This is a genomic window from uncultured Formosa sp. (genome assembly GCF_947500765.1).
GTDB lineage: Bacteria > Bacteroidota > Bacteroidia > Flavobacteriales > Flavobacteriaceae > Formosa.
In genome coordinates this window covers 135,613-156,244 of the sequence record NZ_CANMTH010000009.1, presented here as the reverse complement: position 1 = coordinate 156,244, position 20,632 = coordinate 135,613, and the positions used below count along the sequence as shown (strand labels likewise).

17 protein-coding genes and 1 tRNA gene are annotated in these 20,632 nt (G+C 32.1%); 17 read left to right on the top strand and 1 reads right to left on the bottom strand.

Annotated elements, in window-relative coordinates:
* From Q1B05_RS15215 to Q1B05_RS15180, 8 genes are all read left to right on the top strand, one after another.
* Positions 1 to 2,018, top strand: a 2,018-nt coding sequence (locus Q1B05_RS15215) for a T9SS type A sorting domain-containing protein (protein ID WP_299781812.1), incomplete at its 5' end; no start/stop codon positions are given.
* 294 nt (positions 2,019 to 2,312) lie between these two features.
* Positions 2,313 to 2,591 (top strand): EF-hand domain-containing protein, encoded by a 279-nt coding sequence (locus Q1B05_RS15210; RefSeq protein ID WP_299781811.1) that lies wholly within the window; start codon positions 2,313 to 2,315, stop codon positions 2,589 to 2,591.
* Positions 2,592 to 2,681: 90 nt separating this feature from the next.
* Complete coding sequence (locus tag Q1B05_RS15205) at positions 2,682 to 3,428, top strand: hypothetical protein (protein ID WP_299781810.1); 747 nt, start codon at positions 2,682 to 2,684, stop codon at positions 3,426 to 3,428.
* Positions 3,429 to 3,507: 79 nt separating this feature from the next.
* Positions 3,508 to 4,515 (top strand): YHYH protein, encoded by a 1,008-nt coding sequence (locus Q1B05_RS15200; protein WP_299781809.1) that lies wholly within the window; start codon positions 3,508 to 3,510, stop codon positions 4,513 to 4,515.
* A complete protein-coding gene (locus Q1B05_RS15195) occupies positions 4,505 to 5,179 on the top strand; it encodes a DUF6702 family protein (protein ID WP_299781808.1) in 675 nt (224 codons plus the stop codon). The genes Q1B05_RS15200 and Q1B05_RS15195 overlap by 11 nt, the downstream gene beginning before the upstream one ends.
* Positions 5,180 to 5,234: 55 nt before the next feature.
* A complete protein-coding gene (locus Q1B05_RS15190) occupies positions 5,235 to 6,227 on the top strand; it encodes a YHYH protein (protein WP_299781807.1) in 993 nt (330 codons plus the stop codon).
* Positions 6,228 to 6,234: 7 nt separating this feature from the next.
* The gene (locus Q1B05_RS15185; RefSeq protein ID WP_299781806.1) at positions 6,235 to 6,843 is read left to right on the top strand and encodes a hypothetical protein; all 609 of its coding nucleotides are present in this window, start codon (positions 6,235 to 6,237) and stop codon (positions 6,841 to 6,843) included.
* A 74-nt stretch (positions 6,844 to 6,917) separates the two neighbouring features.
* Positions 6,918 to 7,259: a hypothetical protein gene (locus Q1B05_RS15180; protein WP_299781805.1), complete on the top strand. Its 342-nt coding sequence runs from the start codon at positions 6,918 to 6,920 to the stop codon at positions 7,257 to 7,259.
* 146 nt (positions 7,260 to 7,405) lie between these two features.
* Here the strand turns inward: Q1B05_RS15180 and Q1B05_RS15175 are convergent, their stop codons facing one another.
* Positions 7,406 to 8,437 (bottom strand): LacI family DNA-binding transcriptional regulator, encoded by a 1,032-nt coding sequence (locus Q1B05_RS15175; protein ID WP_299781804.1) that lies wholly within the window; start codon positions 8,435 to 8,437, stop codon positions 7,406 to 7,408.
* Positions 8,438 to 8,666: 229 nt separating this feature from the next.
* On the opposite strand from Q1B05_RS15175, the gene Q1B05_RS15170 reads away from it, so the two are divergent.
* The 9 genes from Q1B05_RS15170 (at position 8,667) to Q1B05_RS15130 (ending at position 20,632) form a co-directional block, all read left to right on the top strand.
* Entirely contained in the window at positions 8,667 to 9,713 is a 1,047-nt protein-coding gene (locus Q1B05_RS15170) for a sugar kinase (protein WP_299781803.1), read from the top strand.
* A 42-nt stretch (positions 9,714 to 9,755) separates the two neighbouring features.
* On the top strand, positions 9,756 to 10,973 hold the full coding sequence (locus tag Q1B05_RS15165) for a 6-phosphofructokinase (RefSeq protein WP_299781802.1): 1,218 nt from the start codon (positions 9,756 to 9,758) through the stop codon (positions 10,971 to 10,973).
* A 19-nt stretch (positions 10,974 to 10,992) separates the two neighbouring features.
* Positions 10,993 to 11,661 (top strand): bifunctional 4-hydroxy-2-oxoglutarate aldolase/2-dehydro-3-deoxy-phosphogluconate aldolase, encoded by a 669-nt coding sequence (locus tag Q1B05_RS15160; RefSeq protein ID WP_299781801.1) that lies wholly within the window; start codon positions 10,993 to 10,995, stop codon positions 11,659 to 11,661.
* A 271-nt stretch (positions 11,662 to 11,932) separates the two neighbouring features.
* Positions 11,933 to 12,006: transfer RNA gene (locus Q1B05_RS15155), tRNA-Arg, on the top strand.
* Between the two features lie 671 nt (positions 12,007 to 12,677).
* Positions 12,678 to 16,157, top strand: coding sequence for a hypothetical protein (locus Q1B05_RS15150; protein ID WP_299781800.1), 3,480 nt, complete (start codon positions 12,678 to 12,680; stop codon positions 16,155 to 16,157).
* Between the two features lie 173 nt (positions 16,158 to 16,330).
* The gene (locus Q1B05_RS15145; RefSeq protein ID WP_299781799.1) at positions 16,331 to 17,302 is read left to right on the top strand and encodes a Gfo/Idh/MocA family oxidoreductase; all 972 of its coding nucleotides are present in this window, start codon (positions 16,331 to 16,333) and stop codon (positions 17,300 to 17,302) included.
* A gap of 242 nt (positions 17,303 to 17,544) precedes the next feature.
* The gene (locus tag Q1B05_RS15140; protein WP_299781798.1) at positions 17,545 to 19,356 is read left to right on the top strand and encodes a hypothetical protein; all 1,812 of its coding nucleotides are present in this window, start codon (positions 17,545 to 17,547) and stop codon (positions 19,354 to 19,356) included.
* 562 nt (positions 19,357 to 19,918) lie between these two features.
* The gene (locus Q1B05_RS15135) at positions 19,919 to 20,281 is read left to right on the top strand and encodes a YtxH domain-containing protein (RefSeq protein ID WP_299781797.1); all 363 of its coding nucleotides are present in this window, start codon (positions 19,919 to 19,921) and stop codon (positions 20,279 to 20,281) included.
* A 3-nt stretch (positions 20,282 to 20,284) separates the two neighbouring features.
* Positions 20,285 to 20,632 (top strand): hypothetical protein, encoded by a 348-nt coding sequence (locus Q1B05_RS15130; protein WP_299781796.1) that lies wholly within the window; start codon positions 20,285 to 20,287, stop codon positions 20,630 to 20,632.

Below are 20,632 nucleotides of genomic sequence, written 5' to 3'. Positions count from 1 at the left end.
TAAACGCTACCGAAATAATTGTTACGGCAGGAGTAAGTACAGATCAAATCATTTGTGAAGGCGAGTCAGTAACACTAACGGCATCTGGCGGATCAAGTTACAAATGGAGTACAGGTGCGACTACTCAAAATATAACGGTTAGTCCCAATCAGACTACAACATATAGTGTAATTGTTTCGGAAGGCGATGTCTCAGAAACAGCCGAGGTAACAGTAACAGTTACAGCTTTGCCAATAGCAAATGCCGGAGTAGATAAAACTATCGAAGAAGGTGAATCGGTTACACTTTCAGCAAGTGGCGGATCAAGTTATAAATGGAATACGGGAGCAACCACTCAAAGTATTACCGTTAGTCCAAATCAAACAACCATTTATACGGTCGAGGTATTTAATGCAGGCAATTGCTCAACTATAGATGATGTTAAAGTTATTGTAAACGCTACCGAAATAATTGTTACGGCAGGAGTAAGTACAGATCAAATCATTTGTGAAGGCGAGTCAGTAACACTAACGGCATCTGGCGGATCAAGTTACAAATGGAGTACAGGTGCGACTACTCAAAATATAACGGTTAGTCCCAATCAGACTACAACATATAGTGTAATTGTTTCGGAAGGCGATGTCTCAGAAACAGCCGAGGTAACAGTAACAGTTACAGCTTTACCAATAGCAAATGCCGGAGTAGATAAAACTATCGAAGAAGGCGAATCGGTTACACTTTCAGCAAGTGGCGGATCAAGTTATAAATGGAACACGGGAGCAACCACTCAAAATATTACCGTTAGTCCAAATCAAACAACCATTTATACGGTCGAGGTATTTAATGCAGGAGATTGCTCAACTATAGATGATGTTAAAGTCATTGTAAACGCTACCGAAATAATTGTTACAGCATATGCAGGTGAAGATCAAATCATTTGTGAAGGCGAGTCAGTAACACTAGCGGCATCTGGCGGATCGAGTTACAAATGGAGTACAGGTGCGACTACTCAAAATATAACGGTTAGTCCCAATCAGACTACAATATATAATGTAGTTGTTTCGGAAGGCGATGTCTCAGAAACAGCCGAGGTAACAGTAACAGTTACAGCTTTACCAATAGCAAATGCCGGAGTAGATAAAACTATCGAAGAAGGTGAATTTGTGACTCTAACAGCTACAGGAGGTTCTGATTACATATGGAGTACAGGTGAGACGACGTCGAGCATTACCGTTAGTCCAAATCAAACAACCAATTATACGGTCGAGGTATTTAATGCAGGCGATTGCTCAACTATAGATGATGTTAAAGTCATTGTAAACGCTACCGAAATAATTGTTACAGCATATGCAGGTGAAGATCAAATCATTTGTGAAGGCGAGTCAGTAACACTAGCGGCATCTGGCGGATCGAGTTACAAATGGAGTACAGGTGCGACTACTCAAAATATAACGGTTAGTCCCAATCAGACTACAACATATAATGTAGTTGTTTCGGAAGGAGATGTCTCAAATACAGCTGAGGTTACTATACATGTAGATGCTTTACCTGTAGCAAATGCAGGAGTAGATAAAACTATCGAAGAAGGTGAATTTGTGACTTTAACAGCTACAGGAGGTTCTGATTACATATGGAGTACAGGTGAGACGACGTCGAGCATTACTGTTAGTCCAAATCAAACAACCAATTATACGGTCGAGGTATTTAATGTAGCAGGTTGTTACACAGAAGATAGTGTTACTGTTAATATAGAATATTTTAAAGTTGAAGAACTTGAAGAAGTAATACCAGATTTTGAATTTGGTATTTATCCAAACCCCACATCAGGTATTTTAAATATAAAAATATCAGGTTTAATGGTTGCATCTCCTATACGACTTTCCGATATGTCAGGAAAGGTATTATATAATGAAATTATCCAGTCAGATGGAAGCTTAAAACGTAAAACTTTAGACTTATCTTCATATCCAAAAGGATTTTACATGTTGTCCATATATAAATATGGCAAACCCATCACTAGGAAAGTAGTGATTAAATAATCCAATAAGTCTATTTTTTAAAACCGTCTAATTTTTTAGACGGTTTTTTTTGTTTCAGTTTAATCTAAAATAGGACCTCAGATCATCAAAAATACTTAGTCTTTACTTTAGGGATTTACTATAGTAAAATCTTAATATCTGTTAGAAATTAGGTGATTATAGGTTCACAGAAACAGGTTTAACATTTTTTTATATGATTTTACTTAAGGATTATGCCCATCCACTGAAAACATAAATTAGACATCTAACTATTTTACATATTTGCACATATATAAGAACTAAAAAATTATAATTATGAAAACAATGAATTCTAAAATCGGTTTAATGATGGTGTTTTTTTGTTTAGCATTTGTAAGTGTTTCAAGTGCTCAACAAAGAGGAGGAGAACAAAAAGCACCACCAACATATGCAGAGCTTGTAAAAGAACTAGATGCTAATGAAGATGGGAAACTTGAAGAATCAGAATTAAAAGGGCCGTTGAAAGATGATTTTGCTAAGATTGATACGGATGAAGATGGATACATTTCAGAAGAAGAGTTTGATAATGGAAAACCAAGTGGTAAAAGAAAATAAAAAATAGTTTGTTGTTGTTTTTTTTAAAAGGCTTTGTAAGTAATTATGAAGCTTTTTTTTTAAACTATTATAACTAGGGCTAATGAAGTTATGAAAGTATTTAGGAATCTAAGAAGAAAACAGTTGCTTTCAGGGAAAGTAAAAAATCATCTGCTATATGCTCTTGGAGAAATTTTTTTGATTGTACTGGGAATTCTAATTGCATGGAAAATTAATGATTTAAATGAAGTTAGAAAAAATAAAATAGTCCAAGAGAAAATTTATGTAAGCTTATACGAAGAGTTACATACAAATCTTAATGTTCTTGATACCTCAATAATGCAATATAATAAGAATACAATAACATTACAAAACACGCTAAAATATGTAGGGCTCCATGGTAATGATTTAACAGAAGGTGCTAAGGATACAATAATTAAGATAAATTTTAAAAATACAAATTTAAGAAAAGAAGCTTTAAGCTCTGTAAATATAACAGATAAGTTTCAATTTTTAGAAAACGATACACTTGCCGATTTGATTGCAGAGTATCCTACTGAATTAAAATTATTTGAAGAACAAGAATTAAAGATTAGAAATATTGTAGATAATAGGTTGAAACCTGTTTTGGAAGAATACATTTCATTGATAGATGTCCTTCCGGAAGCGAATCACAATTTTAATCAGATTAGAGTTTACGGCCAGAAATCTAATTATCGAGGTTTATTGAATAATAAAGAATATCAAAACAGTGTTATAGATCAATTATTGCAAACCAAAAACCAATTAAATATTGCAATGAATCTTCGGAAAAAAACACAAATTCTTGCCATTAAACTAAAGCAAGAATTAGAATAATCTATTCCTAATAGAAAATAGATAGTAGTAATATTTCAATTCTAATAACTAATCAATAATCAAAAAAAACAGAAAAATCATGAAATTAAACAGTATGAAATTACCCATGTTGGGATTAACTTTTATTTCAGTAGGATTATTTACTTTCAGTTCTTGTTCAAGTAGTGATAGCGATAGTTCAACAGATTCTGATACAGACGATGTAGATGATAGTGTGTCTATAGATGTAGATCCAGCATATTTTTATACAGAAGGAGAAACGCTAACTATTACTAAAGTTTCTTGTACATTATCAGATGGTTCAAGTTCAGAATGTTATCAAATAGTAACAACTAGCGTACCTGCAGATCATACTATGGGACCATGGTGTCCAGATAATATTGAAGACGATGCAGAAGCAGGAGGGATTTGGTTAGAAGATGGAGAAGTGTATGATGTAGATGGTGCTTTTGTGAAGAATATGGCAACTTTTTATGATGATGATAAATGGTTAATGTATGATGAAAATGGAGATGTATATATTACAGAAACAGAAGAAGATTGTATCAATGCAGCAAATCCAGACGTTGGAACAGAATATGAGAATTTTTGTGTAGAATGTATTCCCGATTATATTACAAGCGTGTCTCAAACGTGGTTAATTCCTGTAACCCCAGTTTATCAAAGTACGGCAACTTATTTTAACTCAGCAGGGGGTGCGCAAAGTAATGTGCCTACAACTCGTGGTGTTGCTTTAAACGGAATTGAGTTTTCTGCACCAGCACCTACAAGTAATATTTTAAGTGCATATACTCTAGCTCCTTTTGATGATGCAGGAGGACATATAAATGTACATCAAGGGTATCACTACCACGCTGCAACGGGTTATAGTACATCTGTAGATCAAGAAGATGGTCATGCTGCTTTAATTGGATATGCATTAGATGGTTATGGTATTTATGAATTGCTAGATGTAGATGGTAATACTCCAACAGATTTAGATGATTTACTTGGACATTCAGACGATACTCGTGGTTATCATTATCACGTAGACGAGGCTGGGAATAATAATTTTATAAATGGTTTAAGAGGTGCTTATGTATTATAACACAAGAAAAAAAATAAGAGTAGCGCTTTCTTTCTTGTGGTTTATTATACCCATGGTGGTTTTAGCACACTCTACATCACAGTCTAGTACAGTATTGGTTAAAAGTAAGAGCGGACAATGGACACTTCAGGTAAGGTCTGCGCTCTCAGCTTTCGAAAGTGTAGTCAATAATAAGTATACCGTTAAAGGGTACAATACACCAAAAGAATTTGAAGAGTTGGTTTTTACACTTATGTCGAAAAATCTATCACTTAAAATTAATGGTCAAGAGGTTAAACTTAGTGATCCTAAAATTAAATTAGGACACGAAACTCTAGTGGTATATTTAATAGATGTGCCAGAAACGTTTAAAACCGTGTCTTTAAATAACACCATGTTTCAGGATATATTTAAAAGTAAAAACACATTTATGATTTTAAAAAATGGTGTGAATAGAAATATATTCGCTTTAGAAAAGAATAACAATTTTGAAGCTAAAGTTAAACTTGTAGATAATAAATTTATACTGGTAAGTAATACAAATAGCTTAGCGGGTAATGCTTTAAGTTGGTATGTAGTTCCCTTTTTAGCAACACTTAGTGTATTTGGTTTTATTTTTAAATTTAAAAAAAGAAAGAAACTAATTCCTGATTTTAATTCTAAGTTAATAGAAGAAATGGACTAACGCCAGTTGTCTCTAAAAACAAACTTAGTCAATTCATAATTTACAGTATATAAAAATGAAAAAAAATAAATACCTATTAGGAGGGGGCTTTTGTATTGCATTACTTATGTTGGGGGTATATAGCTCGTGTAACAGTAGTAGTACAGAAAGTGAATCTGAAACCGAAACAACAGAAGATGGAACGTATTTAATTTCCGAATCTTTATTTAATTCAATGTCATTACTATCTATTGAAACTGTTACGGCTACTCTTGAAGACGGAACTAGTGCTGAATGTTTTCAAATCACATTTTCAAGTAACCCAGTAGAAAACGGTCCGTATTGCCCAGAAACAATCGAAGATATTGGAGGCTTAGGGGTTTACGACGGTGATACAAATCCTGGATTTCAAGTTATGAAAGCAGAATTATTTAATGCTATGGAGGCAGATGGATATGATATTGTAGATGATGAAGGCAATATTAATATAGACGATTTTAACTCTGGAGCAGTAGATGCAGATTTATCTTATTGTTTAGAAGCTGCACCAAATAACGATTTAGAATTAACATTTTTAATTCCTGCAATACCAAAATTAGCAGCCTCAAATAACGATATAGATACCATAGAATTAGTTGGTGTGTCTTTAGATGGTGTTCCAATTAACGGAGCTCCGCCTTCTGTAACAAACCCAGGAAGAGAAGTTGCTGGTAATATCCCTTCTCTAGATCCATGTGGTGGTCATCACGACCCTGCAGGGTATTACCACTGGCATTTTATTCCTGAATCAATGAATCAAGTTTTAGATGCTAATGGTATTACAGATGTATCATGTACATTAATAGATCAAGTTACAACAACCAAATTAATTGGTTTTGCTAAAGATGGTTTTCCTATTTATGCCTATGCAGAAGAGCCAGATGATTTAGATGATTGTGGAGGAAGAACAGCCGAAACTACAGAGTTTCCAGAGGGTACATATCATTATGTCGCAAGTAATACAGATGCACCTAATGTTCCTAAATGTTTAAAAGGAGTAGCTGCAAATAGTAGTTTTACCTATAATTAATAGCCTTATGAAAAAGATACTTTTTTTCTGTTTTTTTATGATAATCTCTTTACAAGTGGTGAAGGCACACAACCCTTTATCTGCAGCTTATTATTTAGAAGTGAATCAAGAATTGGGAATTTTAAATGTGAGTTTAAGTCAGGTTGGTTTTCAAGAAGCTTTAATAAAACATTATCCAAATCTTGATTTCAATGCATTGTCTAATGATGAATATAAAATATTGGCTGTTAAGTATATAAAAGAGCATTTCAATTTAGAAATTAATGGAGAACATATCGATCTTTTAAATGGTGGATTGAAATTAGGGAATCATGAAACAAATTTTAAATTTATCACTTCAAAACTACCTAAAACCTTAGAAACTTTAGATCTTAACATAAGTGCTTTTACAGAGAATGATCATCATCAAACTATTTTTTCATTGTTGTTAAATGGAGATACAAGCAAGGTTATTTTATCAGAAAATAATAATTATAGTACTTCTGTGTTTTTTAAAAACGATAAAATGATTGTTAGTCAGCAGCAGTCTAATACTAAATATTTATGGTTTTTTGCTATAATTTTGCCTAGCATAATAGTTGGCAGAAAATTGGTACTCTCTAGTACTAAGGGATGAAAAGACTAGTAATTAGTTAAGAATCAATATCTAATACTTTAAAACATTTTAATAATAACATAAAACCTTAAAACATGAAAAAAATAATACTTTTAGGAGCTTTTACATGTGTAATGTTAGCTTGCGAGTCTAAGAAAGACAAGAAATCAGAACAACAAATAGCGCCAACTACTGAAACTCATAAAGCAACTAAAGAGCATTCAGAACGCCGACCAGGTGGTCCACCTATGTTTGATACTTTGCTATCTGAAATGGATACAAATAAAGATGGTAAATTAGCTAAAGAAGAGTTGAAAGGCCCTATAGCCCAATCGTTTTCTGATATAGATACAGACGGCGATGGATTTCTTTCGAAAGCAGAATTAGAAAATGGACCAAAACCTAAAGGCGGACAAAGACCACCGAGTAAAAAATAGTATAGTTACGCCTTAATAAGGTATCGTAACATATAAAACTATACATAATAAAGCCTGAACTAACCTAGAAATTATAATCTGTTTCTGTGTTGGTTATAGGCTTTGCTATATCAATATAAAAGTAACAATTTAGCAAGCTTAATGATTTATGACTTTAATTTTCTAGAAGAGTCCCTAATAATTAATTCAGGTTCTAATATGGTTTTGTGTAAAACAGGCTTATAATTCTTATCATTTACACGTAAAAGAAACTGTTTTGCTACTAATTTTCCAATCTCTTTGTTGTGCTGATAAATACTCGAAATGGAAGGCGATACTAGCGATGTAAATGGTTCGTTACTAAAACCAACCAAAGCAATTTGTTCAGGTACTTTAATGTTGTGTTCTTGCAATACCTGTAGTGCTCCTAAGGCAGCATAATCTCCAGCGGCATAAACAGCATCTGGTAAAATAGAAAGTTTTAAAAGTTCCGTCATTTTTGCTCTTCCATCTTCAATAGATAAACTTCCTTCTAACAATAACTCTTCCTCTTCAGGTAATCCGTGCTTTTTTAGTGCATCCTTATACCCTCTAATTCTGTTTTTGTAAATTCTGGTATGACTATACCCTGCGATGTGTGCTATGCGCTTACAGCCTTGTTCTACTAAATGATTTACAACAATATTACTACTTTGGTAATCGTCTATACCTACATAATCTACACCTATATCATTTTCACCACGATCAAACAAGATAAGAGGTATGCCTTTCTCTTTAATTTTGTTGTAATGATCGAAATTAACTGTTTCGTTGGCTAAAGAAGCAATAATACCATCGACTTGAGTTTGTAAAAGCGCATCTATATTTCTACACTCTTTATCGAAGGATTCGTTAGACTGTGTAATGATAAGATTATACCCTTTTTTATTGAGCTCATATTCTATATTTTCAACGACAGACGAAAAGAAATAACTGTTGGTTTTAGCAACAATAATACCCACTAATTTACTCTTTCCACTCCTTAATGCAGAGGCTAAATGATTGGGTTGATAATCTAGATCTTTGGCAACTTTTTTTACTGCAATTTTTGTTTTATCACTGATTCTGGGATGGTTATGTAACGCCCTTGAAACAGCAGATGGAGTAATATTTAACACATTTGCTATATCTTTTATTGTCGTTTTTCTTTTGTTTTTCAAAATTTTATGTAAATTTGGTCAATCGTTTGAACAAATATATTCCTTTTGTCCTTTAATTCGATATAAAATGAGAGTCAATTCTTATTTTTTTTATCAATAGAGAAATATAAAAGTTTTGCACAAACGTTTGTCTTAATGGTAATTATTCAATATTTTTATCATTATAAAAGTACAAAGAGGAAGTGAATTCCTCATTAAAAATAAACTTAATTAATATAAATTTAAATAAATGAGTAAAGTAGTAACGTTTGGAGAAATCATGTTAAGATTAGCTCCTCAAGGATTTTTAAGATTTTCTCAAGCTAACAATTTTGATGTTGTTTATGGAGGAGGAGAGTCTAACGTAGCAGTATCATTAGCAAACTATGGTGTGTCTTGCGATTTCGTAACACGTTTACCAAAGAATGATATTGGAGAGTGTGCAATGATGGAAATGCGTAAAAGAGGTGTTGGTGTTGACAAAATTGTATGGGGTGGAGAGCGTTTAGGAATTTATTTCTTAGAAACTGGTGCAGTATCTAGAGGAAGTAAAGTCGTTTACGATAGAGCTCATTCTTCTATGTCTACTATTGAGTCAGGAATGATTGACTGGGATACTGTTTTTGATGGTGTTGAGTGGTTTCACTGGACTGGTATTACTCCAGCTATTTCTCAAAGTTCTGCAGATGTATGTTTAGAAGCTGTTAAAGCTGCAAGTGCTAAAGGAATTACAATCTCAACAGATTTAAACTACCGTGCTAAATTATGGAATTACTGTGACGATGCGCACAGAGAAGCTGTAATGACAGAATTAACATCTTACTGTGATGTTGTATTAGGAAACGAAGAAGATGCTGAAATGCACTTCGGAATTAAGCCTGATGGTGCTGCAGTGCAAACTGCTGGACATGATGTTAAAGCAGAAGCGTTTTTATCTGTTTGTAAGCAAATGATGGCTAAATTTCCTAAAGCTAAAAAAGTAATTACTACATTAAGAGGATCTATCTCTGCATCTCACAACACGTGGGCTGGAGTTTTATACGATGGAACTAAAATGTTAGAAACTCGTCAATACCAAATTACTGATATCGTAGATAGAGTAGGTGGTGGAGATTCTTTTATGGGAGGTTTAATCTACGGATTATTAACATACCCAGATAACGATCAAAATGCATTAGACTTTGCAGTTGCTGCATCTTGTTTAAAACACACAATTAAAGGTGATGCTAACTTAGCAACTGTTGCTGAGGTAAATAAACTTATGGGCGGAGACGCTTCAGGTCGTGTAGCTAGATAATAACTGAAACTTAAAATCATTACAAACAAACACGATTTATACATGGAAAAATCAATTGCAATTATTTGTGGAGGAGGACCCGCACCTGGGATTAATACCGTAATTAGTACTGTAGCCAAAACCTTTATGAAAGATGGTTACAAAGTAATAGGTGTGCATCATGGGTACCAAGGATTACTTTCCGAAGAACCAGAAATAAAAGTGTTCGATTTTCATCATGCCGATCGTATTTTTAGTCGTGGCGGATCTACTTTAATTATGAGTAGGTTTAAGCCTAAAGACAGTGATTTTAAATCAGATTTTTTTAAGAAAAATAATGTAAAATTATTGGTAACCATTGGCGGAGACGATACTGCGTCTACCGCCAATAGGTTAACCAAATATCTTCAATCACAAGAGTTAAATGTAGCTCATGTACACGTACCTAAAACTATAGATAACGACTTGCCATTGCCAGACAGAAATCCAACATTCGGATTTCATACAGCAAAAGACGAAGGTGTTAGAATAGGAAATACGGTATATGAAGATGCTAGGACCAGCGAAAACTGGTTTGTTATGTCGGCAATGGGACGTTCGGCAGGACATTTAGCTTTCGGAATAGCTTCGGCTTGTCATTTTCAAATGATGATTATTCCAGAAATGTTTAACAAAACCAAAATTACTTTCGAGAAACTTATTAATATGATAGTGTCCTCTATTGTGAAATGTAAACTTGAAGGTGTAGAATATGGTGTCGCTTTAGTAAGCGAAGGTGTTTTTCATTTTATGGATGAAGAAGAAATTATAAATTCCGATATTAATTTTACTTACGACGACCACGGTCATCCGGAATTAGGAAATGTAAGTAAATCTCATATTTTTAATTATCTACTTCAAGTTAAACTTAAAGAGATAGGTTTAAAAGTAAAAACAAGACCGGTAGAACTTGGTTACGAATTAAGATGTTGTAATCCTATAGCATTCGATTTAACCTTATGCTCTTTATTGGGTATTGGTGTAAAGAAATTATTTGATCAAGGGATCTCTGGTTGTATTGTAAGTGCAAACTCAAAAGGTGATATTACGCCTTTATTTTTAAAGGATTTTGAAGATGAAAGCGGTAAAATTCCACCAAGATTAGTCGATATCAATTCAGATATGGCACAGCTTTTTATAAATAATCTATTCTATATTGAAGAGAAAGATTATGAACAAGCTAAAAAATATTTACCTAATCCAGAGGCATACGATTTCAAAAAAATCTTAAACTGGAATTAAAAAATTTAAAAATAATAAAATGGCACAATTTTCAAGATTAGAAGTAGCTCAAGCAATGAAAGAAACTGGAATGATTCCTTTATTTTTTCATAATGATATTGAGTTAAGTAAAAAAGTATTAAAAGCTTGTTACGATGGTGGAGCAAGATTAATGGAATTCACTGCTCGTGGAGATTTCGCTCACGAAGTTTTTGGAGAGTTAACTAAATATGCAATTGCAGAATTACCAGGTATGATTATGGGTGTTGGTTCTGTTACAGACGGAGCAGCGGCTTCTTTATACATGGCATTAGGTGCAAACTTTATTGTAACTCCTGTTTTAAGGGAAGATATCGCAATTGCATGTAACCGTAAAAAAGTATTATGGTCTCCTGGATGTGGTACATTAACAGAAATTGCTAGAGCTGAAGAATTAGGATGTGAAATCGTAAAATTATTTCCTGGTGATATCTACGGACCTAAATTTGTAAAAGGAATTAAAGGCCCACAACCTTGGACAAGTGTTATGCCAACTGGTGGTGTTTCTCCAACAGAAGAAAACTTAAAAGGATGGTTTGATGCTGGTGTTACTTGTGTTGGTATGGGATCTCAATTAATATCTAAAGACATAATTGCTAATAAAGATTATGCAAAATTAGAGCAAGATGTTAAAGCTGCTTTAGCTATAGTAAAAGCAGTTAGAAAATAATTTTTTATAAAAATTGCATTTTATAAAAAAGAACGGTCTGTAAAGGCTGTTCTTTTTTTTTGTACTATAAAAACGTGAATTAACTTTTATTTTAAGAAAGATAAAACCTGAAATAATTGATTTACAATAGGGTTATAAAAAGATGTAAATATTTTTTAAAATTTATCCAAAATAATGTTGTGTAGTTTTATAAAGACACTTATATTTGCACAGCTTTTCGGGAATTAAGTTTTCTAATAAAGCGCTTTCAGAACACTAGTTGTTCGTGAATGGTGGCATAGCTCAGTTGGATAGAGCACCTGCCTTCTAAGCAGGCGGTCGAAGGTTCGAATCCTTCTGCCATCACAAAAAAGCTTTCGAGAAATCGGAAGCTTTTTTTGTTTTCTTCATATTTACCTTTGTTTAGAATATTATATACAATTTTAATACAAGTTGAGGGCGTTAGTTTCTTAGCCAAATAGATGTCCTTTTTATAGAACTCTATTCTGCAATTTGATTGGTGATTAAATCAAGATTATGAATTTGTTTTTTTAATCTAATTTCTAGAAGATAATTTTTTTAGAAATAAAGTAAATGCATTCACTATTTTTTCGGCATGATAATGTAGATATGTTTTGTGTAAAATGAGATCTTATTTTTATGATTTTTTTTAAATTAAAAACGAAAACGTTTGAAAAAAAATAAGATTATTTTTTATTATTTAGAATCATTCTATTTTGATTAAACCCTTTGTTTTTAGGTAGTTTGAGCGCATTTATTACTTAAACTTATTAGTTTTTTATTTTGTAATTAAGTAAATTTACAATGAATAAAAGATTGCATTTTTTGTAAAAAATATCAATTTAGATTTAGGATTATTTGTTTGAAGAAAACCAAATCAGAAATCGTCTTTTAAATTAAAAAATAAAAGGATTCATTATCTTCTTTTAGCGACTAAAAATACTCGGCTAATGGGATTATGACAATACAAAATATGCATAAACAGAGTATTATCGATTTTAAATTTACAAATAACTATGAGTAGAGAAAAGAATGCGAATAATGAGGCTGTAATTCGAAGCAGAAAAGATACTATAAGGTACATCAACCTGCAGTTAGCTTCTTTAGGACAACCTATTTATCACGACGACGAAAATGCAGAAATTGCATTTAGTAATCCAAATTTTCAAAAACTAACCAATGGACTAATTAAAAGTTTTCGTGAAAAATCCCGAATTCTATCAGATCATTTGTCTCCCGTAGATAGTCGAATTCAATCTTTTATTGAAGATTATTTAAAAGACGTAACTTTTGATAAAACAATAAAAATACCTAACGATACTTTAGTGTTAAACCAAACCGGACATGCACGCGAGGTAAGTTTACCTCCAAATGGTGAAAGTTTTGTTAGTGAAGATGTTACATCTTACAGAGTAAAACAAGGGGTTTTAAACAATCCAATTCATGATAAAAGAACAACAAAAGGTACTTTTCATATTGTAGAAGGGAGTTTACCTGTGCCTTTAGATAAATTTGAAGTTCCTAAAATAACATTTGCACATTTATTAGATGCAGCACTTAAACCTTCAGAAGAATTAAAAACATTACCATTTACTTCTAAACAAGAAGAAAAAGCAAAAGTTATGGTTTCTATGTTAATGAGACCAATGGTTTGCCCAGAAGTAAAAGGAGTGATTTCTAAAAAGAGTTTAGAAGTTCGTTTCTTTGCTCCAGGTAGCTTAGTTAGTAACTTAGATTTTGTTGAAGCTATTTTTGGTAATGCGGGAGATCCATCTCTTGTACAAAACGATGCTGCTTTAGATACAGAACATTGGACAGGACATACTGGTTGTGTTATCCTTGCGCCACAATTAAAAACACTTAAGAAAAAAGATGTTGGTTTACCTCATTACGACGATGCAACAGAGCGTCAGAGAAAAGATGGTATGTGCTGGAAAGAACCAAGCGAATTATATAACGATGGTGGTGCTTTTAAATTAACTTGTAGAGATGATAGAGGTGTTGTTGTTACGTTAATCGCAGATAATTATTTCGGATATTCTAAAAAAGAAATTAAAACTCAAATTAGTTACTCAGCTAACTTATTTGGTTTAGTAGAAGAAGAACATTCAGGAGGAGCGGTTGCTTACCCAAGAGGTGTAATGGGAGATATCGTAAATGGTACTGGGTTTTCTAATAAATACGGAAATATTTACAGTTTCGAAGATGTTAAGAAATATTTAGGTGATAGAATTGATGTTAAACCCGAATATTATGCTGTAGATAAAAAATATCCTAACATTGTTTATGTCCCTGAAAATGCATACATCAACACAAATACAAACGATATTACTTGGACGTATAAAGATGTTGAACAACGTATCTTATTAAATCCAAATAAAACATATGTTCACCCATCTGGGAATAAATTCAAATTAGAAAAACACGATGCTGTTGCCCTTTGGAGAATTGTAAATACAGCTCCAGAAGGTGTATTTTGCCACAAACCTTGTACGGTTTCAGGAGGAGGAAAGTCAGAGATTTCTAAATCAATGAAAAATGCAATTACATATAGTAATTTCAACATTATTGATATTGACGAAGACTTTAAAAAAGCAGACGAAATTATTGAATACGATTACTCTAAAAGATGGAGAAATTACGATCCAACTTTACCACCTTCAGAACCCTTTTTAAGTTCTAAAAGAACATTAGGATCTGCAGTAAGATTATTACAACCTTTAGATGTATTTACAGACGAATATAATGAGTTTGTCTCTAACATTCCAGTACATATTAGATCTTTAGTATTGTTTATTAAACGTCTATATCGTCAAGATCACGGAGCTTTAAATTGGAAAGATTGTGTATCTGTAGACATTGTAAACGGACAAAAAGGAACAGGTTTAAAATATGTGAATAACCCAGTAGTTGGTAGTTATGTACGTATCGGATTTAATCAAGAAGGAAACTGGTTATTAAACAAATTAAGATCAGATTTCTCTGCAAGTTTAAAAATCCAAATGGAAGACGATATTACAGCGTCTATTACATTACCAAGAAATAAGTTTAAAGACCTAAATCCGCAATATAAAAATAAGAGTTTAAAAGTTTCTGCGAATTGTGAATCTCACTTATTTCAAAGACCAGACGAAGCTATTATTCGTGGATACGATAAAAATGCAGAACGTGATATTGTTGGAGAAAATGTGTTCTTAACAAATTACGAATTGTTAACTAAGAAGGATGCTATCGAAATTCATGAAGACACTATTAACTTCGATAAATATACACAACCTGTTAAAGATTTAATAGAAAGTGTTGTACATAGTCCTAAAGAAGAAGAATACTTTGTATTACCATCTCATACTAGAATTGTAAACGGAGAACCTACTAAAAACCCTCGTTATTTAGAGAAAAATATCTTTATAAACGAAACCGAAGCAAGCTATTTGGCAGAAGTAGGTATGCGTTTATTTAGAAAAGTAGAATCTGAAGATCCAATTATCGATGTTGTAAATGCAGTATTACCAGGAAGACGTAATAATCCAGCCGATACAAAAGCAGGAATTCGTCCGTTAGCTGTATATAACCCAATTCATTATCAAGAAACTCCAGAATTGTTTATGGATTTTATTTGTAGTCTTACAGGTAAATCACCATCAACAACAGGAGCAGGTTCTGAAGGCGCCTTAACAAAAGGACCTTTCAATATGCTAACGCCTACAACAGATTTAAACAATGCATTATTATCTCACATTTTAACAGAATCTAATGCCTTTAGTACAGCTGCAGGTTATGTTGGAGGAGAAAATAAAGTAGATCATGATATTAGTATTTTAATTCCTGAAATTTGGGCACGTTTAGAACCTCAAGATAGAGATCCTAAATTCTTAATTAACGATGGAGCTCTTGAAAAACTAGAAGATTTTGAATATAAAGGACAGAAAATTTTAGCAAGTAGACTTGGATACCGTATTACAAAACAATTCTCTTTAAGATGTTTAAACCGTATTTTCGATGAACCTAATGCAGTGTTTAACGAGAAAATGCTTAAACCAGAATTGCAAGGTATGGAAGACTATGTAGATGGAATTAACAATATTGTTGAAGCACAACAAAAAGTAGCTTTAAGATATTTTGAAGATGGTAGTATAGAAGCAGCTGTACCACCATTAAAAATTCTTTTACATATGATGGCTTACGGACATTATGAAGGTAAAGAAATGAGCGATCCTGAATTGAGAGGATATTTTGAAAGAGACTATGTAATTAATAGCGAATGGTACAAAGAAAGATTGAAGTTGAAACAACAAAAAGACATCGCTTTCTATACTAAACAAATTAATTATTTAGAAACATTCATGTCTAACCCAAGTAATAAACAATTGGTTGAAGAAATGGATTTATCTAGTCGTTTACAAACTGTAAAAGACTTATATAATGATGCTAATACAGCTGAATATTTAAAAGGATTAGAAGGAACAATAGGTGTAGATCCATTGTATCGTAAATAATTTTGAATAAATAACATACAGTTTTTACTGTGTAATCATATCAAAGCTTGAGGTTCGCCTCAAGCTTTTTTAGTTTGAAAAAATCATAAATTATTGGAAAAGGGTATAACCTTAATCATAATTAGGTTTAAATTGGAATCGTTAAATTTGAAATGAAATAAAAAGAACATAATATGGATAAGATTGTTTGGGGAATTATAGGTTGTGGCGATGTTGCCGAAGTTAAAAGCGGACCAGCTTTTTCTATACTTGAACGGTCAGAATTAAAATCTGTAATGCGAAGAAATTTAGCTAAAGCTGAAGATTTTGCAAAACGGCATAATGTGAAACATTGGTATAACGACGCTACTCAGATTTTGGAAGATTCTGAAATTAATGCCGTTTATATTGCGACACCTCCAGCATCACATTTACAATATACTTTAGATGCTATTAAGGTAGGAAAACATGTGTATTTAGAGAAACCTATGGCCTTAAATTCAACCGAAGCAGAACGTATATTAAATGCACTAAAAAACGCTAACGTTAAACTAACAGTAGCGCATTACAGACGTAAGTTACCAGCTTTTTTAAAAGTAAAAGAGTTGCTAGAACAGAATAAAATAGGAGAGGTATTGTTTGCAGATATTCAGATATTACAATCTAGAAAATCGAATCTTATTGCCAAATCCGATTTACCTTGGAGACTAGATCCTAAAGTTTCTGGTGGTGGGCTATTTCATGATTTAGCACCGCATCAATTAGATTTAATGTATCAGTATTTTGGAGATTATACTAAGGCAATAGGGTTTTCTTCAAACAGAAATAATGTGAACGCAGACGATATTGTAAATGGAATAGTCTATTTTAAAAATGGAGTTCAGTGTCGTGGTATTTGGTCTTTTAATGGTGCAGAAGCAGATCAAAAAGACGAATGTATTATTTATGGAACAACTGGAAGAATAGAGTTTTCATTCTTTGGAGAAATAGTTAAATATTATAAAAACGGAGAAGAATTCGTTTTTAATTTTTCAAACCCAAAACATGTGCAGCAGCCTATGATTGCAGCTGTTTTAGATTATTTTTTAGGTAAAGGAGAAAATCCATGTTCGGCAGAAGAAGCGTTTTCCGTAACTCAAATCATGGATGCTTTTACAAGTCATTAAAAGTTAAAAAAGGTTCATTTTATAACCCTTTAATTTTAAATAAAATTGAGTTTAATTATAGTATAAAAGAAGGTCTCTTATGGCTGTCTTTTTTGTTTTGTTACAATTATTTAATCGTATGTAGAGAGGTTGTTTTTATAATAATTAAGAGCTAACATGATAAAAGTCATGTGTTTTAGATAAAAATAATCTCACTTTTGTAAATCTTTTTGTAAAAAAAAGAATAACTAAAAACAATAACGATGAAAAAATTACATTCCTTCCATATCCCAGTAATGGGAATAGGGTTTACCGTTGATACACCGTTAAAAGTGTCTCATCTGGGGATTGATTCGGCTATATCTTTAGTCGATGATATTTTACTCGAAAAGCTTCGGAAAATGTACTGTCATATGTTTGAATTGCCTTATAATGAGATCGATAATTCAGAATCTGATTTTAGAGCGAAACGTATTACTTCATATTTAAATATGATACATGATGTTACTGAAGAAAAATTTAATCAGCTTAAAGAAGTTAATAAATCTTGTACAGAAGAGTTAAAGAATTACTTTAATTTATTACCAAGCACGTCAGAGCTTAAATCTCAGTTTGTAAATGCGATCTCAGGAACGTTTAATTTAGAAAAAGCTAAGAAATTAGTCTCAGAAAACTTGGTAAAAGGGAGTATCGACGTAAATATTATGACAAAGGTTGATAAAGGGCATTTTATTGACGATGAAAAATTACCTGCAGAATATAACGATGCACATGCTGCATTAAGGGGGTATGCAAATTCTAGTCTAAGTTCGTCTTTAATTTTATCGGCTGGTATGAATCCGCATTTATTTAGCTATCTAGAAAACTTTAAAGATTTTTATCCAGATGCTAAAGATTATATTAAAAAGAAGGTTATTCTTAAGGTAAGCGATTACAGATCGGCTTTAATTCAGGGTAAAATATTAGCTAAAAAAGGAATCTGGGTTTCAGAATTTAGAATTGAATCTGGGCTAAACTGTGGCGGACATGCTTTCGCTACAAACGGATTATTATTAGGGCCAATCTTAAACGAGTTTACGGTAAATAAAGATGCTTTAACTAACGAACTTCACGACTTGTTTATAAAAGCATTAGAAGCTAAAGCATATCCTATTCCAGAATCTGTTTTGCCAGTAAAAATCACCGCTCAAGGTGGTGTAGGAACTTCAGAAGAACATGAATTTCTATTAAGTAAATATAATTTAGATTCTATTGGTTGGGGAACCCCTTTTTTATTAGTTCCTGAAGCCACAGCCGTAGACGATGCCACGTTGCAACAATTAGTAGCTGCTAAGGAAGACGATTTGTATTTAAGCGATATTTCGCCTTTAGGAGTTCCTTTTAATAGTATGAAAGGGAATACAAAAGATGAAGAAAAGTATAGAAATATTGATAAAAACCGACCAGGAAGTGCGTGTCCTAAAAAGTTTGTGGCTTTAGATACCGAATTCTCAAAAGAAGGTTTATGTACCGCTTCTAGACAATATCAGCATTTAAAAATTAAACAATTAGATGAGCAAGGTTTAGATCCTGTTACTTATAAAAAAGCTTTTGATAAGATTACCGTTAAGTCTTGTACTTGCGTTGGTTTAAGCACATCTACTTTATTAAAGTATAATTTAGATACAAAAACAGAAGGGACAGGAGTTTCTATTTGCCCTGGTCCAAATATGGCATATTTTTCTAAAATAATGAGTTTAAAAGAAATGACATCTCATATTTATGGAGAAATTAAAAATTTGGTTGCACCAAAGCGTCCAAATATTTTTGTAAAAGAATTGACTATTTATGTCGATTATATTACTCAAAAGTTTAACGATTCTCCGGTAATTTCTAATAAAAGAGAAGAAAAGTATTTTTTAACTTTTATTAATAATTTAAAAGAAGGAGTAAATTATTACGAAGGATTATTAGAAGATACAAAAGATTATTTTGAAGCTTCTAAAAACACAATATTAGAAGGTTTAGAATTGGAATTAAACCGTTTAAAAGCACTTAGTTTAAAAGTTGAAGAAGCGATACAAGTAGTGGCCTAATACCTAAAAGTTTCTTAGAAAAGGAAAGCTTTGCATATTGCAAGGCTTTTTTTATGCTATACTTTAAAAGAATCTTAGTTTGATTAATTGTTCTTTGTATACTTATTACTAAAAATTAGTACAGAGGCATTTTTAACTAGTTTTAATAAGTTATTATAAAATGTTTTAATACATATAGCAATGAGAAATTTAAAGTCATTTTAGACACTGTTTGATGTTTTAATTTCTATTAGGATAGCTATGAAAGTTCTTTTAAATTGTGAGAGAGTAAGACTGTTGTTTTTGTGTTTAGAATTTATAAAATAAGTTCCTTTTTTGAGTTAAAAACAAAATGGATTCAATTAATGATTTTGATAAAATAAAGTTAAATAGGAATACTTTATTAGGTGTTGTAAAGTGTTGATATTTAAATGTTTTACTGTTTGTTTGTGTTGTTGTTAAATTTAGATGGTTTAACTTAAAATTGTGTTTTATAATACGATTAGTATCTTAATATTATGTAAATTTGATAATGATTCTAAAAGAATCAGAATTTATATTTAATCATTAAAAACATAAAGTTATGAGTAAAAATGGAAACACTGTTTTAGGGCTTTTAGCTGGAACAGCAATAGGAGCATTAATTGGAATTCTTTATGCTCCAGATGAGGGAAGTAAAACAAGAAAACGTCTAGCTAAAGAAGCGTCGACGGCAGCAGATAAAATGAATAGTAGTGCTCACGATTTAAAAGAAAAAGTAAGCGCTAGTGCTCATGATTTAAAGGAGAAGGTTAACAGTAAAATGGCAACTCAAAAAGGAACGTTAGATGAGCAATTAGAATCTATCGTTACAGATGCAAGTCATAAAGCTGATGATGTAATTTCTAGTCTTGAAAAAAAGTTAGCTAATCTTAAAGAACAAAATAAGAAATTTCAAAAATCATAATATATGAATGTTTTTGAATCTTTAAATGAGACTTCAAATAAAGCAAAAGATATTGGTGAGAGGTATATAGAGACCTCTCATCAATATTTGAAATTAAAAATATTTCAGCAGCTAACAGGGGCGATGAGTCTTTTTGGTAAAATGCTATTAATTGGGGCCGTTTTATTTATAGCCTTTTTATTTTTAGCAATTTCGGCAGCTTTAGCTATTGGATATTGGTTAGATAATTTTGCTTTAGGCACTCTAGTTGTTGGAGGTCTATTTCTATTAATAGCCCTTTTTATTTATTTATTAAGACATCGTATAGATCAGAAATTTATAAAAGTTATGTCTGAAAACTTTTTTGATTAA

Coding starts and splice junctions, on each gene's coding strand:
- Q1B05_RS15130 (WP_299781796.1), top strand. CDS start 20,285: ATGAATGTTTTTGAATCTTTAAATGAGACTTCAAATAAAGCAAAAGAT.
- Q1B05_RS15210 (WP_299781811.1), top strand. CDS start 2,313: ATGAAAACAATGAATTCTAAAATCGGTTTAATGATGGTGTTTTTTTGT.
- Q1B05_RS15140 (WP_299781798.1), top strand. CDS start 17,545: ATGAAAAAATTACATTCCTTCCATATCCCAGTAATGGGAATAGGGTTT.
- Q1B05_RS15135 (WP_299781797.1), top strand. CDS start 19,919: ATGAGTAAAAATGGAAACACTGTTTTAGGGCTTTTAGCTGGAACAGCA.
- Q1B05_RS15190 (WP_299781807.1), top strand. CDS start 5,235: ATGAAAAAAAATAAATACCTATTAGGAGGGGGCTTTTGTATTGCATTA.
- Q1B05_RS15195 (WP_299781808.1), top strand. CDS start 4,505: ATGTATTATAACACAAGAAAAAAAATAAGAGTAGCGCTTTCTTTCTTG.
- Q1B05_RS15165 (WP_299781802.1), top strand. CDS start 9,756: ATGGAAAAATCAATTGCAATTATTTGTGGAGGAGGACCCGCACCTGGG.
- Q1B05_RS15145 (WP_299781799.1), top strand. CDS start 16,331: ATGGATAAGATTGTTTGGGGAATTATAGGTTGTGGCGATGTTGCCGAA.
- Q1B05_RS15160 (WP_299781801.1), top strand. CDS start 10,993: ATGGCACAATTTTCAAGATTAGAAGTAGCTCAAGCAATGAAAGAAACT.
- Q1B05_RS15150 (WP_299781800.1), top strand. CDS start 12,678: ATGAGTAGAGAAAAGAATGCGAATAATGAGGCTGTAATTCGAAGCAGA.
- Q1B05_RS15205 (WP_299781810.1), top strand. CDS start 2,682: ATGAAAGTATTTAGGAATCTAAGAAGAAAACAGTTGCTTTCAGGGAAA.
- Q1B05_RS15180 (WP_299781805.1), top strand. CDS start 6,918: ATGAAAAAAATAATACTTTTAGGAGCTTTTACATGTGTAATGTTAGCT.
- Q1B05_RS15185 (WP_299781806.1), top strand. CDS start 6,235: ATGAAAAAGATACTTTTTTTCTGTTTTTTTATGATAATCTCTTTACAA.
- Q1B05_RS15200 (WP_299781809.1), top strand. CDS start 3,508: ATGAAATTAAACAGTATGAAATTACCCATGTTGGGATTAACTTTTATT.
- Q1B05_RS15170 (WP_299781803.1), top strand. CDS start 8,667: ATGAGTAAAGTAGTAACGTTTGGAGAAATCATGTTAAGATTAGCTCCT.